The organism is Pontibacter sp. YIM B11418 (assembly GCF_059278805.1).
The window spans coordinates 20,727-37,100 of sequence record NZ_JCAEMH010000010.1; the positions used below are offsets into that span (position 1 = coordinate 20,727).

The 16,374-nt window shown below is 50.6% G+C and carries 14 protein-coding genes; 13 read left to right on the plus strand and 1 reads right to left on the minus strand.

The window, feature by feature from the left end; translation table 11 throughout:
* Nucleotides 1–4: 4 nt before the first annotated feature.
* The gene (locus AC4QZR_RS19320; RefSeq protein ID WP_494482379.1) at nucleotides 5–964 is read right to left on the minus strand and encodes a DUF3078 domain-containing protein; all 960 of its coding nucleotides are present in this window, start codon (nucleotides 962–964) and stop codon (nucleotides 5–7) included.
* 198 nt (nucleotides 965–1,162) lie between these two features.
* On the opposite strand from AC4QZR_RS19320, the gene AC4QZR_RS19325 reads away from it, so the two are divergent.
* From AC4QZR_RS19325 to ruvA, 13 genes are all read left to right on the plus strand, one after another.
* Nucleotides 1,163–1,945, plus strand: a complete 783-nt coding sequence (locus AC4QZR_RS19325) for an enoyl-CoA hydratase/isomerase family protein (RefSeq protein ID WP_494482380.1) — start codon at nucleotides 1,163–1,165, stop codon at nucleotides 1,943–1,945.
* Between the two features lie 104 nt (nucleotides 1,946–2,049).
* Nucleotides 2,050–3,543 carry a lipopolysaccharide biosynthesis protein gene (locus AC4QZR_RS19330; RefSeq protein WP_494482381.1) on the plus strand — a complete coding sequence of 498 codons (1,494 nt, stop codon included), beginning with the start codon at nucleotides 2,050–2,052 and terminating at the stop codon, nucleotides 3,541–3,543.
* Nucleotides 3,544–3,559: 16 nt separating this feature from the next.
* Nucleotides 3,560–4,009 carry a dUTP diphosphatase gene (gene dut / locus AC4QZR_RS19335; protein WP_494482382.1) on the plus strand — a complete coding sequence of 150 codons (450 nt, stop codon included), beginning with the start codon at nucleotides 3,560–3,562 and terminating at the stop codon, nucleotides 4,007–4,009.
* A gap of 155 nt (nucleotides 4,010–4,164) precedes the next feature.
* Nucleotides 4,165–5,172: a sugar phosphate nucleotidyltransferase gene (locus AC4QZR_RS19340; RefSeq protein WP_494482383.1), complete on the plus strand. Its 1,008-nt coding sequence runs from the start codon at nucleotides 4,165–4,167 to the stop codon at nucleotides 5,170–5,172.
* Between the two features lie 12 nt (nucleotides 5,173–5,184).
* Complete coding sequence (locus tag AC4QZR_RS19345; protein WP_494482384.1) at nucleotides 5,185–6,957, plus strand: tetratricopeptide repeat protein; 1,773 nt, start codon at nucleotides 5,185–5,187, stop codon at nucleotides 6,955–6,957.
* On the plus strand, nucleotides 6,950–7,693 hold the full coding sequence (gene lolB1 / locus AC4QZR_RS19350) for a lipoprotein insertase outer membrane protein LolB1 (RefSeq protein ID WP_494482385.1): 744 nt from the start codon (nucleotides 6,950–6,952) through the stop codon (nucleotides 7,691–7,693). Before AC4QZR_RS19345 ends, lolB1 begins: the two co-directional genes overlap by 8 nt.
* 83 nt (nucleotides 7,694–7,776) lie before the next feature.
* A complete protein-coding gene (locus AC4QZR_RS19355) occupies nucleotides 7,777–9,012 on the plus strand; it encodes a murein hydrolase activator EnvC family protein (RefSeq protein WP_494482386.1) in 1,236 nt (411 codons plus the stop codon).
* A gap of 726 nt (nucleotides 9,013–9,738) precedes the next feature.
* Nucleotides 9,739–9,954, plus strand: coding sequence for a twin-arginine translocase TatA/TatE family subunit (gene tatA / locus AC4QZR_RS19360; protein WP_303414055.1), 216 nt, complete (start codon nucleotides 9,739–9,741; stop codon nucleotides 9,952–9,954).
* Between the two features lie 20 nt (nucleotides 9,955–9,974).
* Nucleotides 9,975–10,187 carry a twin-arginine translocase TatA/TatE family subunit gene (locus AC4QZR_RS19365; RefSeq protein WP_188502295.1) on the plus strand — a complete coding sequence of 71 codons (213 nt, stop codon included), beginning with the start codon at nucleotides 9,975–9,977 and terminating at the stop codon, nucleotides 10,185–10,187.
* A gap of 1 nt (nucleotide 10,188) precedes the next feature.
* The gene (gene gatA / locus AC4QZR_RS19370) at nucleotides 10,189–11,625 is read left to right on the plus strand and encodes an Asp-tRNA(Asn)/Glu-tRNA(Gln) amidotransferase subunit GatA (RefSeq protein ID WP_494482387.1); all 1,437 of its coding nucleotides are present in this window, start codon (nucleotides 10,189–10,191) and stop codon (nucleotides 11,623–11,625) included.
* A 6-nt stretch (nucleotides 11,626–11,631) separates the two neighbouring features.
* Entirely contained in the window at nucleotides 11,632–13,140 is a 1,509-nt protein-coding gene (locus tag AC4QZR_RS19375) for a lytic transglycosylase domain-containing protein (RefSeq protein ID WP_494482388.1), read from the plus strand.
* Between the two features lie 296 nt (nucleotides 13,141–13,436).
* Nucleotides 13,437–15,710, plus strand: a complete 2,274-nt coding sequence (locus AC4QZR_RS19380; RefSeq protein WP_494482389.1) for an NADP-dependent malic enzyme — start codon at nucleotides 13,437–13,439, stop codon at nucleotides 15,708–15,710.
* Nucleotides 15,711–16,304 carry a Holliday junction branch migration protein RuvA gene (gene ruvA, locus AC4QZR_RS19385; RefSeq protein ID WP_494482390.1) on the plus strand — a complete coding sequence of 198 codons (594 nt, stop codon included), beginning with the start codon at nucleotides 15,711–15,713 and terminating at the stop codon, nucleotides 16,302–16,304.
* Nucleotides 16,305–16,374 lie beyond the last annotated feature (70 nt).

A 16,374-nucleotide genomic window follows, 5' to 3' on the forward strand; every position in this document is an offset into this window, starting at 1 on the left:
TTTACTATTCGAATTTATAAGATAATCCTATTCCCACGGTTTCTTTCAGCTGCAAACGAGGCCCTTTCCCATCCATTGTACCATCACCGCTGCGGTCAATATCGATCAAAATATCATCATCGTAGATCATATGCACGAAGAGACTGGCGGACAAAAACTTATTCACCTTAAAGTTTACTAGGTTCTCCCAACTCACATCAATGTTCTTGGCATTCTGCAGGTAATTAGAAAACAGATCGGCTTTGGATTGCAGGGTCACATTCTTAAATATATCATTCTTGAAGCGCACATTCACAAAGCCCCCGAACTCTTCGCGCAGTCGCTCCCCGGTGCCAGGTATAAGATTGCCTTCCAGGTCACTCCGAGCGGGCTCCACCCCAAAAGCCCCGTAGTCAGCCATGCGCTGGTTGAGCACAGCCGTGAATTTGCCGGTAAAAGGTGAAATGAAAACCGACAGCTTGGGATTGGGTTTGTAGTCCATACCGATGGAGGCCAGCACAAAGGCAGGCGCCATGAAGTTAGAGACCACCGAGTCGCGCTCGGGGGTATAGGTCGGGCTGATCTGGGTACGGGTATTGAGCTGGGCCGTGTAAAACCACTTGCTCGAAGCCTGCCTGCCATACTTCAGGTTCAGCTCAAGGCGATCGTCACTCTTGCGCAGGCGCTGCTCCTGTAGCTTCACAGTGCCATAAGTCAGGTCCAGGGTGTTGTTCCAGGTGTTTTTACCTTTCTTATAGTTACTGTAGATGTTCAGTATACCCAGGGCTGACAGCGAGCTCTGTCCTCCGGCTGCCCAATTGCTCAGGCTCACCTGACTGAAGTTGACCGTGCCGGTACCGCCAAAGTCCCAGATGTTCGGCACCGCCGCTGTATCGACCGGCGCGTCCTGAGCTGATGCGGAGAAAAAGCTAGCATGTGAAAGGACGGAAAACAGAAAAAAAAAGCGCAATAAAGCCTTAAGCATGAAAATAAGGTATAACGTGAGCGTACTGTATTTATAAATTGCACAAATATAACAAATCAAGACCAGAGGGACGACGCTGATGTGAATCTTTAGGGAAGGACCATTAGAACTGAGCCATTGCCGGATTGCACTTTAGGGATTTAGCTAAATCACTACTATATTTGCTGCTGTTATCTAAATACCATACCGTATTCAACTATGTCTCTATACGAAAACCTGCTGCTCAACCTCGAGAATGGCGTTCTTATCATCACCATTAATCGTGCAGATAAGCTAAATGCCCTCAACATCGACACCATCAGGGAGATCAAGGCTGCCATCCAGCAAGTCTATGACGATCCTGCTGTGAAGGGAGCCGTCTTTACCGGTGCCGGAGAAAAAGCTTTTGTAGCAGGTGCTGACATTTCGGAGATCTCAGAACTTAGTGACGTAAACGCCCGCAGTTTTGCAGAGCGCGGTCAGGAGGTTTTCAGCATGATCGAACGCTGCACCAAGCCTGTGATCGCTGCCGTGAATGGCTTTGCACTCGGCGGAGGCTGCGAACTAGCCATGGCCTGCCACATGCGCGTTGCTAGCGAAGGTGCCCGTTTTGGTCAGCCGGAAGTAAACCTAGGCCTGATACCGGGCTACGGGGGAACGCAGCGCCTGACACAGCTGATCGGTAAGGGCAAAGCGATGGAACTGATGATGACGGCCGACATGATTGGCGCGAACGAAGCCAAGGCACTTGGTTTGGTAAACCACGTAGTGCCTGCTGTAGAACTGATGCCAAAGTGTATGGAGATCATGAACAAGATCGTGTCTAAGGCCCCACTTGCCATTGGCCTGGTAATCGACTGTGTGAACGCCGTGTACGACAAAGACGAGAATGGCTATCAGACAGAGGCCAACTCGTTTGCCCGCTGCTGCTCCTCACAAGACTTTATTGAGGGCACCAATGCATTCCTGGAGAAGCGCAAGCCTGTATTCAAAGGCGCTTAATCTTATACCTGCAGCAACGCGCTATACCTATCAATAAATGGCAGGTATAGCGCGTTCTGTCTTTTTCAGCTGATACCTATACCTCCCTGCCCTAAAACAAACGCATGAGCATCGCCAAAAAACTGGTCGGGCAAACAGCTGCCTACGGACTTAGCAGCATTGTGGGCCGCGCCCTCAACTACCTGCTTGTGCCGGTCTATACCCGGGTGTTCCTTCCCGAAGAGTATGGGGTGGTCTCCTACTTGTATGCTTTCGTGGCTTTCTTCAATGTCGTGTATACCTACGGTATGGAGACGGCTTTTTTCCGCTTTGCCAATAAACCTGAGCAAGACCCGAAAACAGTTTACAACCGGGTGCTGAGCGCCATTCTGGTCAGCAGCACGATTCTCACAGGTATACTGCTGCTCTTTTCGCAACAAATTGCAGACTACATCGGCTACCCTGAACACCGTGAGTACATCGTCTGGCTGGCGCTTGTGCTGGCAATCGATGCGCTGGTGGCTATACCATTTGCCTGGCTTCGGCATCAGAACAAAGCCATCAAATTCGCCTCCATTAAGCTGGCCAACATCATGCTGACAGTAGGGGCCAATCTTTTTTTCCTGGTCCTGCTGCGGCACATTTACGAAGGACAGTACCTCACGAGTCTGCAACCGCTAGCCGCATACCTGTACAATCCAGATTTTGGAGTTGGTTATATTTTTTTGATTAACCTGGTGGCCAATGCACTGCTGCTGCCCATGCTGTGGAAGGAGCTGCGCATTTTCCGCTTCAGGCTGGATGTGGAGCAACTCAAGCCGATGCTGCAATACTCATGGCCGCTCCTGTTCATGGGGCTGGCCGGCATGGTCAACGAAGTGATAGACCGGATACTTTTGGAGCGTTATCTGCCCGAAGGTTTCTATCCGGGCACCAGCAACATGGCGGCCGTAGGTATATACAGCGCCTGTTACAAACTCGCCATTTTCATGACGCTCACCATACAGGCTTTCCGCTATGCCGCCGAGCCGTTCTTCTTCTCGCAAGCGAAAGAGAAGGAGTCGCCGCAAGCCTTCGCTCTGGTCATGAAATGGTTTGTGATTGCCTGTGCTTTCATCTACCTGTTTATCTCAACAAACCTCGAAGACTTCGCATTGCTGATCGGTCCTGAATACCATGACGGTTTGATGGTGGTGCCGGTGCTTTTGCTGGCTAACCTGTTCCTGGGCATCTACTACAACCTCACTGTCTGGTTCAAGCTCACCGACAAAACGCATTTCGGTACTTACATCAGCTTTGGCGGTGCAGCCATTACCATCATCTTCAACCTGCTGCTTATACCTGTGCTGGGCTATATGGGCTCGGCCATCGCCACGCTCATCTGTTATGTAGGCATGGCACTGGCGACTTACCTACTCGGCAATGTGCACTACCCGATCCCCTACCCTGTCAAAACCATTTTGGGCTACATTGCACTGGCTACGGGACTGGTGGCGGCAGCTTATTTTATACCTGTCGAGAACTTCTGGCTGCGCCATGCATACCACCTGTCGCTTTCGGGCGTTTTCCTGGCAGTGGTCTGGCTGCGAGAGCGGGCCTACTTCCTATCTAAAAAATAATCTTTATCTTTAATAGATGAACACAACGAACTTACCGGTTAAAGTCATTAACCAATCCAAGCATGCGCTCCCTTCTTACCAAACGGAGCACTCGGCAGGTATGGACCTGCGTGCCAATTTAGAAGCACCCGTTACTCTGAAGCCACTGCAGCGCGCCCTTATACCGACCGGCCTTTTCATTGAGCTGCCCGAAGGACACGAGGCGCAGATCAGACCCCGCTCCGGACTGGCCTACAAGCATGGCATCTCTATCGTGAACAGCCCGGGTACCATCGATGCGGACTACCGCGGTGAGATCAAGGTACTGCTTGTGAATTTGTCTGATCAGGACTTTGTGGTAGAGGACGGCGAACGTGTGGCCCAAATGGTGGTAGCGCGCTACGAGCGTGTGGTATGGGCCGAGGCAGAAGTACTGACAAACACTGAGCGCGGTGCTGGCGGCTACGGCAGCACGGGCACGAAGTAGCTCAGCAGCGTCGCCATTAACACAAGGTATAGCCTGCCCTTTTTCTGCTTTTTAGTGAGGGCTAAAACCAAACATTCAAAATACAGTATTAATCAAAACCAATAGTGGCCGGGCAGCACGTCCGGCTACATTTTTCAATCCATAAACAAATAGCTATGAGGATTATTGTACCTATGGCAGGTATGGGCAAGCGTATGCGCCCCCACACTCTTACAGTTCCTAAACCACTTATACCTATTGCAGGCAAGCCAATCGTGCAGCGCCTGGTAGAAGACATTGCAAAAGTATGCCATGAGCCCATTGAGGAAGTGGCTTTCATTATCGGTCACTTCGGTGAGGCTGTAGAGCGCGACCTGAAAGCAATCGCTGAGTCAGTGGGCGCAAAAGGCAGCATTTTTTACCAGGAAGAAGCCCTGGGCACGGCACACGCCATCATGTGTGCGCAGGATTCACTGGAAGGCAAGGTAGTAGTAGCCTTTGCCGACACCCTTTTCAAAGCCGACTTCAAACTCGACACCAACGCCGACGGCACTATCTGGGTGCAGCGCGTGGAAGACCCCCGTCCGTTTGGCGTGGTCAAGCTGGGCAACAACGGCGAGATCACCGACTTTGTGGAGAAGCCGCAGGAATTCGTGTCCGACATGGCCATCATCGGTATCTACTACTTTAAAGATGGTGCCTATCTGCGCAGCGAACTGCAGTACCTGCTCGACAACGACATCAAAGACAAGGGCGAGTACCAGCTGACGAATGCCCTGGAGAACATGAAAAACAAAGGCACGAAATTTATTCCTGCCGTAATCTCGGAATGGCTCGATTGCGGCAATAAAGACGCAACCGTTTACACAAATCAACGCTATTTAGAGTATATAAAGGATGAGAAAGACCTGGTAGCCGCGTCGGCCAATATCCAGAACTCTGTTATCATCCCACCCGTGTATATCGGAGAGAATGCCGTGATCCACAATTCAGTTGTAGGTCCGCACGTTTCTATTGGAGACAACACCAGCGTACTGGCGTCTATTCTGAGCAATTCCATCGTTCAGAAGGAGTCGACCATCAAAAACGGGAACATAGCAAACTCAATGGTAGGTAATTTTGTTTCCTATGAAGGCCGCCAGTCAGACCTGAGCCTTGGCGACTACAACACGCTCAAAGATTAGCATACCTATTTTATGACCCGATTCAGAAACATTGTGCTCGCTACTTGCTGCTTTGCACTGGTCGCGACCGGCGAAAGCCAGGCCCAGTCTAAGAAAAAAAAGAGAAAGGGCAAGCAGAAGGCCGAGACGGCACAGGTAGCCATACCTGTGCCGCAGCCCGAACCCAGCGAGCAGGAAAAGCTGCTGAGCGAGGCATTGTTTCTGGAGGGCATGAAATACTTTATGCTGGAGGACTACAAGCAGGCACTTAGCCAGTTTCAGAAAGCCTACGCCGTTACCCCCACTAACGCGGCGCTCAACTACAAGCTGGCTGAGACCTACATGCTGATGGAGAACCCGAAAGCGGGTGTAACATTTGCACAGGCCGCCATCGCCAACGACTCAAAAAATCCATACTATTACCTGCTGCTGGCGCAGCTGCACGCCGAGCAGAAGCAGTACACCGAGGCGGCTCAGGCCTACAACGACCTGATGCGCAACGTGCCTGAACAGGAGCAGTACCTATTCAACCTGGCGGAGCTATACCTGGCACAGTCCAAGTATGATGATGCGCTGAAGACCTACGACCGCATCGAGAAAAAATACGGTGCGCTGGAGCAGCTTTCCATGAACCGCCAGCAGATCTACCTGCGCCAGAAAAACATTGGGAAAGCCCTTGCGGAAGGCGAAAAGCTGATTGCGGCTAACCCTACGGAGATTCGCTACCTGTTGGCCCAGGCCGAGCTCTACAATGCTAGCCAAAAGCCGGACATCGCCATCGAAACGATCAACCGTGCCCTGCGCATCGAGCCGAACAATCCTTTTGCGCACCTGATGCTCTCAGACCTGCACCGCCAGAAAGGCAACCTGAAGGAATCTGAAAACCAGGTGAAGATTGCGTTTGCCAGCACCGACCTCGACATCGACACCAAAGTGCGCATCCTGGTGGACTTCATCCGCCAGCTCCCTAATCCGGCCATAGAAGATATAGCCCTTGAACTGGCAGACCTCACGATCGCGTCGCACCCCGAGGAGGCAAAAGCCTACGCGGTAGCCGGCGACCTGCAAACCATCACGGGCAAAAAAGAGGCAGCCCGGAGCAACTACATCAAGGCTGTCAAGCTCGACGACTCGCACTTTAAGATCTGGCAGCAGATCGTGCTGCTCGACGCTGAACTGGGCGAATCGGGCGATTTGGTGAAGCATTCGGAGCAGGCGTTGGAGTTGTTCCCCAACCAGGCCGTTTTCTGGTTCTACAACGGCACCGGGCATCTGATCGAGAAGAATTTTGCCAAGGCCGCCAAGTCATTGGAGCACGGCAAGCGCCTTTCGGCGAGCGAGCCCGAGCTGGTGACGCAGTTCAACGCCCAGTTAGGAGATGCCTATAACTCCATCAAAGAGTATAAAAAATCAGACGAGGCGTATGAGGCCGTGCTATCGCAGGACCCCAACAATGAGCACGTTCTTAACAACTACAGTTACTTTCTATCGCTGCGAGGCGAGCAACTGCCTAAAGCCAAAGCCATGGCTGGCCGTTTAGTTGAGCAACACCCTGCCAACCCTACTTATCTGGATACCTATGCCTGGGTGCTGTACAAGATGGAAGATTACGAGAGTGCGCTGAAATACCTGGAACAGGCCATTGCTGTTTCGGAGGATGCGACCATTGTAGAGCATTACGGTGATGTGCTGTTCAAGATGGGCAAAAAAGACGAGGCGGTGAGGCAGTGGGAAAAAGCCAAACTCAAAGGAGAGGCATCCGCTTTCTTGGACAGAAAGATAAAAGAAAAGAAACTCTATGAATAAACAGCTCCTGCTATGCCTGCTGGGCATACTCCTGTTTTCCGCCTGCAAAAAAGAAACGATCCCGACTGCCGCTACCGCCACCACTGAAACTGTTGGCAATGTCACTGTCCAAAACCTGGAATTCACATACCTGAATGCCCGCGGCCAGCTCAAGTTTGATGACAAAGGCCAGAGCACTTCGTCGGGTTATGCCCTGCGCATGCAGAAGGACAGTGTGATCTGGGTTTCGGTACTGCCGGGCTTAGGTATAGAGGCTGCCCGCATCAAGCTCACGCCCGACTCGGTGTACATGATGAATCGCATCCAACGGGAGTATGCCGCCACAGACTATGCTTTTCTGAGCAAGCGCTTCAACGTAGCGCTTGACTTCCAGGTAGTACAAGCTATTCTGCTAGGCAACTACCAGGCCAACGGCTCCGAAAAAGCCACCAGCCAGGGCCAGATGCAGCACGTGCAGCAGTTGCGCAAAAACCTGCTTTTCGACTATTTCATCAGCTCCGAAAACCTGAAACTACAGCAGCTCAACGTCAAAGACCAGCAATCGGGCAATAGCATTGTGGTGCAGTATGAGAGTTTTCAGCCCTTGGGCGACGTCCCTTTTGCCTACAACATGCTGGCTCAGATTCTACAGTCGGGCCAGATATCTGACTTCAATCTAAGCCACACCAAAGTTACCGTTTCTGAGGACGTACTGGAGTTTCCTTTCAGTGTTCCTTCTGGTTACAAGCGACTTTAGCCTAATAAAATAGGCGGGGTTCTGGTACGGGCAATATAGTTTTGCCATATTTGTAGGCTAAGTGTAGTATACCCCTATTTCTGATGAAGGCCCTTTACAAATCAGCCTTTTTCCTGATTATCCTGCTGTTGCCATTGGTTACCCAAGCCCAGAAACAAAAATCGAAGGCGCAGCTCGAGAAAGAGAAAAAGGAAAACCTAAACCGTATTAAAGAAGCGAACCGCATTCTGCAGCAAACCAAGGTGCAGAAAGAGGCTTCTATTGGCCAGCTCAACGCCATACAGGAAAAAATTACGGTACAGAAAGGCGTTATCAGCACCATATCACGCGAAATAAAATTGCTGGAAACAGGCTTGAAAGAAACCGAAGGTATAGTAGGTGAACTGCAATCCGACCTGGAAAGCCTGAAAGCCGAGTATGCCACCATGGTTTACGCTGCCTCCAAGACTGCTAACAGCTACAACAAACTCATGTTCGTGTTTGCCGCTGACTCTTTCAACCAGATGGTGCGCCGCCTGCGTTACCTTCAGCAGTACTCCGAGGCCCGCAAGAAACAGGTAGAACAAATTAACAAGGTACAGGTGGCCCTCACAGGACAGCTGCGCACACTGGAATCACAGCGGGAAGAGAAGCGCGGTCTGCTTAATAAGCAGGTGGTGGAGAACAAAAACCTACTGTCGCTGCGCACCCAGCAGGATGGCATGATCCAAAAGCTCAGCAAGCAGGAAGAGCAACTCAAAAAAGAAGTGGCACAACGCCAGCAGGCCGTTAGAAAGCTGGACAACCTCATAGCCGATATTGTGAAAGAGGAGATCGCCCGTGCCGCCCGTGCCGCCCGAGAAGAAGGACGCGCCACCAGCGGAAGCTCCAGCAAGATCACGCTCACTCCGGAAGCCGCCCTTATCTCTTCGTCATTTGCAGGCAACCGTGGACGACTGGCCTGGCCTGTGGACCGTGGCTTCATCTCGCAGAAGTTTGGCCGCCACAATCACCCGGTACTGAAGGGTGTGGTGGTAGAAAACAGAGGAATTGATATTCAGACCGGTCAGGGAGAGCCTGCGCGCGCCATATTCGAAGGCAAGGTACTAACAGTGGCCAGCGTGCCGGGCATGAACAATATTGTAATGGTGCAGCATGGCGAATACTTTGCAGTATATGCAAAGCTGCGCACTGTTACTGTGAAAGAGGGACAGGTCGTAAAGCATAAAGATGTGATCGGGACGGTGTACACCGACGCCAACGGCACGACCGAACTGCAGTTCCAGCTCTGGAAAAACAATACCAACCTAAACCCGGAAAGCTGGATCAGGCCGAAGTAGACCTGCTGTTATACCTGGTAAAAGAAAGGCACGGCCGGGCATCTTTGAAGATGCCCGGCCGTGCCTTTTTAGCTTGTATTTCGATAAGAGTTTGGTTTTCTATACCCCTATAAAAGAAAAAACACCCTACAAAGCAGGGTGCCTTTCCAAGCTATGAAAACAAACTTAAAATTATATTTAGACACTTTCTCCCCACCAAAGGGGGTGCGTTAAATTTCTATGGATTAATTTACAACCTTTAAATTACACTTGCAAACAGAAGATTAAAAAAACTTAATATTTATTTTTATTCTTAGTTCTATCCCTCTGTTAGGCGATGTAGTGTAATTCCGTTGTATATGGCCTATTACAAGTAGCTTGCCAAAAACACCAACACCATTAACTAGTTGATTATCAGTAGGAATATTTACGCCTATTGTTTAGAATTTCCCTCTGCCGGAAATGTTTTTTTCATTTTGGGAAAAAGACAGGCACAAATAAGCGCTGGAATATCTCGCCAGCAGCAAGATATCAGATTAATTTGACCCTCTATACGCCTATTGACATATGAGGTTGCACCTTGCTTGCATCGTATCTTGAAAAGACATTCACGTGTCCTGCCCTACAGCTGCCTCAGGGTGATTTCCCTAGATAATGACCTGGGGCTAAACTAATGTTTCCAAATGTGGGTTAAATTAAAATATAAGCTTTATTTTTGCAGCTATTCATTCTTAAAACTTTAAGACCATGGTAATTACCAACATTTTTGCATTTATCGGAGGTTTAGGAGGCACAGAGGTAGTCCTGATCTTGTTCGCTATTCTCTTACTGTTCGGCGCCAAGCGTATACCTGAACTTGCGAAAGGACTGGGTCGCGGCATCCGTGAGTTCAAAGACGCCACCAAAGAGATCAAGTCTGATATCGAAAGCTCTGTTAAAGACGACAGCAACACTACGAAGTAATCTTTTCAGAATAATATTTTATGATTCTTAGTACAATCCTCCTCTTCCTGGGAGACATAGGGGGAGGAGAATTACTTGTTGTACTAACCGCAGTACTTCTCCTTTTTGGCACAGACAAGCTCCCAGGCCTGGCACGTTCTGCTGGTCGCGGTCTGCGTAGCTTTAACGATGCAAAAAAAGAAATCCAGGACGAGCTTGAACGCTCCATCAAGGACATAAAAAAGCCTGACTAGTTTGAAATCATACCACTCACTTCGTGACATTCGCAGCGATATTGCCAACGGGCAACTTTCGTGCAGACAGCTGGTAGAGCACTACCTTCATAATATCAAGCAGAAGCCTGAGCTAAACGCTTTCCTGGAGCTATTCGAGGAAGAAGCATTTGCCCAGGCCGACGCCGTAGACAAGAAACTCGCCTCAGGCCACGCCGGCAAACTCGCAGGTATGGTGATCGGCCTTAAAGACGTGCTGGCTTACGAAGGCCATAGTCTGCAGGCATCCAGCCAGATCCTGGACGGTTTTAAGTCGCTTTATACCGCTACGGCAGTGCAGCGCCTGCTTGCTGAAGATGCGATTATCATCGGTCGCCAGAACTGTGACGAGTTTGCGATGGGAGCTTCTAACGAAAACTCTTCCTTCGGTCCTGTGCTCAACGCCGACGATACGACCCGCGTACCAGGTGGCTCGTCTGGAGGATCAGCCGTAGCTGTACAGGCAGACCTTTGCCTGGCTTCTATTGGGTCTGATACCGGAGGTTCTGTTCGCCAGCCCGCTTCTTTTTGCGGTGTGGTAGGTCTGAAGCCTACTTATTCGCGCATTTCCCGCTATGGCCTGATCGCCTATGCTTCTTCTTTTGACCAGATCGGCATTATTTCGAAAAGCGTGGAAGACGCCGCCCTGCTGCTGGAAGTAATGGCTGGCAGCGACGAGTATGACAGCACGGTAAGCCACCGCCCGGTGCCCGCTTACAGCCAGATGCTGCAGACAGACAAGAAATACAAGATTGGTTATATCCGCGACTGCTTCGAAAGTGAGGGTCTGGACGCGGAGGTGAAAGAAATCCTCCTGGGTGTAAAAGACATGTTACAGGAGGCAGGCCACCAGGTAGAAGCCGTGGAGTTTCCATACCTGGACTTCATGGTGCCAACTTACTACATCCTCACGACTGCTGAAGCCAGCTCTAACCTGGGTCGCTTTGACGGGGTGAAGTATGGCTACCGCAGCGAGAACGCAACCGACCTTACCTCCCTTTACAAAAAAACGCGAGCCGAGGGCTTTGGTCCGGAGGTGCAGCGCCGCATTATGCTGGGCACTTTTGTGCTGAGCGCCGACTACTACGACGCCTACTATACCAAGGCGCAGCGCGTACGCCGTCTCATAAAAGATAAGACGGATGAGTTGCTGCAACATTATGATTTTCTTATATTGCCTACTGCTCCTACTACGGCCTTCAGGATAGAGGAGAATACGGCGAATCCGTTGGCTATGTATTTAGCTGACATCTTTACGGTTCAGGCCTCGCTTGCTGGTGTTCCTGCCATTTCTATTCCGGCAGGTCGCGATGCGAACGGCCTTTCCATCGGGTTGCAGTTAATGACCCGCTCATTTGAGGAGCCGCAACTGCTGGCTTTCTCAAATTGCATACTGGACAAGCTAACCGTTGAAGCATAAATTATAATGACGCAGTTTAGACTCTTTACAGTACTTGCAGCACTGGCTGGAAGTATATGGGCGATCCATGCCCAGGCTTCTGACTATACGATCAGGTTCGAAAAACTCATAGAAGAGGATTCCTTAAAGAAACCACAGGCAGACACTACCTTCCTTTCAGATGAGGAACTGGCGCTGCTCGTGGAGTATATCCCCTATGAGCCTGACGAGGTGATTCAGGACAGGCTGAGCTGTATAGAGGCCGATATCCCCCTAGTATTCAATAAATTTGTGCGCAATCACATCGATTACTTTACTGTCCGTAACAGAAAGTATACGCGCACCATGATTTCCCGCGAAAATGTGTATTTCCCGATCTACGAGAAGTACCTGAAGAAGTATAACATGCCGCAGGACATCAAATACCTTTCCATTGTAGAGTCTGGCCTGAACCCGAAAGCGGCCTCCTGGGCAGGCGCGGTTGGTCCCTGGCAGTTTATCAAGTCGACTGGCAAAGAGTATGGCTTGAACCAGGACCAGTACATCGACGAGCGGATGGACATAGAGAAATCTACGGATGCGGCGATGCGCTTCCTGAGCAGGCTATACCGCACGTACGGCGACTGGGAGTTGGCCATGGCTGCTTACAACTGCGGTCAGGGCAACGTGAACAAAGCGATCAGAAGAGCAGGCGGTGGCAAAAAGACATTCTGGGAAATTTACCCATACCTGCCAAGAGAAACCCGCAACTATATACCGTCTATGACGGCGGTGATCTATGCTATGAAGTACGCCCCGGAGCACAACATCTTCTCTGACTCTATCCTTTACGCAGCTGACTACACCCACCTGACTGTGAACCAGGCACTGGATCTGGAGAAACTGGCAACTGAGCTACACGTGGATACGTTGGCGCTGTTGGCCCTGAACCCGGAGATTAAAAAACCGAAGCTTCCAGCTACGACCCGTAATTATAAATTGCGCATCCCGGCCCAAGCTGCCAAGTTGCTGGCTGCTGAGCAGAGCTGCATTCTACTCGCCGCTGCACCAACACCTCCTCCTGCAAAACACACTGTACCAGCCGAAGCACCCGTTATGCTAGCCGCTGCCACTGCCAAGGAAACACCTAAAGACAGCCTGGTGCAAAAAACCTACATTGTGCAGCGCGGAGATAACTTGTATACGATTGCCCGCAAGCACGGCGTCACGTTAGAGGATCTGAAGGAATGGAATAAGCTGGACGGTTCCTCTATCAGAGTGCAGGATAAACTGCTGGTATGGCAGCCCGCTCCGGAAGCAGCTCCGGTTTTGCTGGCATCTGCAGGAAACAGCACTCAGAAGGCAGCCAGCACGCCGGCCAAAGCTAAGCCTGCTCCAAGCAAAACCCAACCCGAGCGCGTTTACCATGTGCAACCAGGCGACACACTCTGGACGATCTCCCAACGTCACGAAGGCGTAACGGTCGAAAAAATAAAGAAGCTGAACAAACTCAAAAACAGCGCCATCAAACCGGGACAGCAACTCATCCTTAGCTAAGTTAACAGGTATAGATCGAACGAAACACTCTTCTCACGGAAGGGTGTTTCGTCGTTTATACCCTTCCTGTTTTATCAGCTTATTGCCATACGAGCCATCAGATAACAGCATAACCTCAGCAGCCTGATAAAAAAACAATATTCTGCTAGATGAAGATTGTTCAGGGTGTATCTTTGTCGATTACAGCTTTGATAAACCATAAAATCTTATCAACTTGGCTTTAAGCTTCTGCCCGGCGCAGGAGCCACACAACGCAAGGGAACAACTAACACGAGACAACACCAATAACGCATACCATGATCAAAGTAAACAAAGAGGACGCACTCAACTACCACATGCAGGGGCAACCCGGCAAAATAGAAGTAGTGCCGACTAAAATGCTGAGTACACAGCATGACCTGGCCCTGGCTTACTCTCCTGGAGTAGCTGAGCCCTGCAAAGAAATAGCTGCTGACAAAGAGAATGTTTATAAGTATACCGCCAAGGGAAACCTGGTAGGGGTAATATCTAACGGAACTGCCGTACTTGGACTTGGCAACATTGGGCCGGATGCATCAAAACCAGTAATGGAAGGCAAAGGCGTTCTTTTCAAGAAGTTCGCAGGTATAGACGTGTTCGATATTGAAATCGACTGCACCGACCCCGAAGAGTTCATCCGCATTGTGAAGTCGCTGGAGCCTACCTTCGGTGGCATCAACCTGGAAGACATCAAAGCCCCTGAGAGCTTCAAGATAGAGAACGCACTGAAGGAGCAGATGAACATTCCGCTCATGCACGACGACCAGCACGGCACGGCCATTATCTCTTCAGCTGCCCTACTCAACGCACTGGAACTGGCGGGCAAAAGAATTGAAGAAATCCAGATTGTGATAAATGGCGCGGGCGCAGCTGCCATTGCTTGCACTAAGCTATACGTAGCTCTGGGCGCCAAGCTGGATAACATCGTCATGTTCGACAAGGACGGTATCATCCGTCCGGAGCGCAACGACCTCGACATCTACAGAGCGCAGTTCGTAACCCTCCGCAAGATCAACACACTGCGGGAGGCCATGGAAGGTGCTGACGTGTTCATCGGACTTTCAGCTGGCAACGTACTGGCGCCAGAACTGGTGAAACTGATGGCTCCTAACCCGATCATTTTCGCGCTGGCCAACCCAGACCCGGAGATTGATTATGATTTAGCCATGGATACCCGGGATGACCTGATCATGGCGACCGGCCGCTCCGACCATCCGAACCAGGTGAACAACGTACTGGGCTTCCCTTACATTTTCAGAGGAGCCTTGGACGTGCGCGCCACGGAGATCAATGAAGCCATGAAGCTGGCTGCTGTGCGCGCCCTGGCTGATCTGGCGAAAGAGCCTGTTCCGGAACTGGTGCACAAAGCCTACGGAGACAACACTATCTCATTCGGCCGTACCTACCTGATACCAAAGCCACTTGATCCGCGCCTGATCACCACAGTGTCGCCGGCAGTAGCCAGAGCAGCCATGGAAAGCGGCGTGGCCAAGCACCCTATCACCAACTGGGAGGCATACGAGATTGAACTGCAGGAGCGCATCGGCATCGACCAGAAACTGATGACCCGTATCACCAACCAGGCCAAGAAAGATCCTAAAACGGTAGTCTTCGCAGAAGCGGACCACTATAAGATTCTGAAAGCGGCCCAAATCGTGAAAGAGCAGCTCATCGCGAACCCGATCCTGCTGGGTAACAGAGCCCGAATTGCCGCGATCATAGAGGAAACCAACCTCGACCTGCACGATTGTGTGATCATCGACCCGTACGAGGAAGATGCCAAGCGGGAAGAGTTTGCCCAACTGCTTTATAAGAAACGTCAGCGCAAAGGGCTTACCCTGTTCGACAGCCGTCGGCAGATGCGTGACCGCAACTACTTCGGCGCCATGATGCTCGAAACAGGCGAAGCAGATGCGCTTATCTCAGGTCTTACCCGCGACTATTCCAAAACCATTCTGCCGTCCTTACAAATAATAGGGGTTGAGGATGGTATAAACAAAGTGGCAGGTATGTACATCATCCTTAACAAAAAGGAACCGTACTTCTTCGCTGATACCACTGTAAACGTCAACCCAACTGCCGACGAACTGGTGGACATCATCGGCCTGACTGCCCGTGCCGTTCGTTTCTTCGACACGGAACCGCGTATGGCTGTGCTGTCGTACTCTAACTTTGGCTCCGTTCAGGGTGATATACCTAACAAAGGGGCTGAGGCAGTGCGCAAGGCGAAGCAGCGATACCCGGACCTGCTGATAGACGGTGAGTTACAGGCGAATACGGCCATGAACAAGAACCTGCTGCGTGAGCACTATCCGTTCAGTGAACTGGCTGAAAAGGGAGCAAATACACTTGTTTTTCCGACCCTTACATCAGGTAACATCGCCTATAAACTGCTGCAGGAAATAGGTGGTGCTGAGGCAATTGGACCGGTACTAATGGGTATGCGCAAGCCTGTGCATATTCTACAATTGGGCAGTTCTATCCGTGAGATTGTTAACATGGTGTCCATTGCTGTCGTAGATGCTCAGAACTATAATAATAAACATATATAGATGATCGCATACATTGACGGTAAGCTCGCTCTGAAAGATCCAACCTATGTCGTTGTCGATGTCAATGGCATAGGTTATCAGATCAAAATTTCCCTGAACACGTACTCGTCACTGCCTGAGGGGGAGCGCTGCAAGCTGCATACCTACCTGCACATCAAAGAGGATGCCCATACCTTGTATGGGTTTACGACAGCCGCCGAGAGGGAAACTTTCCTGCTACTGATCTCGATTTCAGGTGTGGGGCCAAACACGGGCCTGATGATTTTGTCGTCGCTTTCGGTGGACGAAGTGCAGCAGGCCATTGTGCGTGAGGACGTGCGCACCATACAGCAGGTGAAGGGGATAGGGGCTAAAACCGCGCAGCGTATTATATTGGAATTAAAAGATAAAATAAAGAAAGAAACCATGCTGGCTGGTGGCACAGCAGTTCCCGTTTCAGCACACAATACGTCTCGTGCAGAAGCGTTATCAGCTTTAGTTACACTAGGCTTTGCTAAGAACGTGGCAGAGAAAACGCTTGATGCGATCATTAAGCGGGAAGACAGAAGCCTGAGCGTAGAGGAACTAATAAAATTTGCCTTAAAGTCTTCTTAATCGGTAGAGCCCAACTTGATCTGGAAAAGTAAAAAAAACAGCCTGCTGTTTGCAACGGTTGCTGCTATCA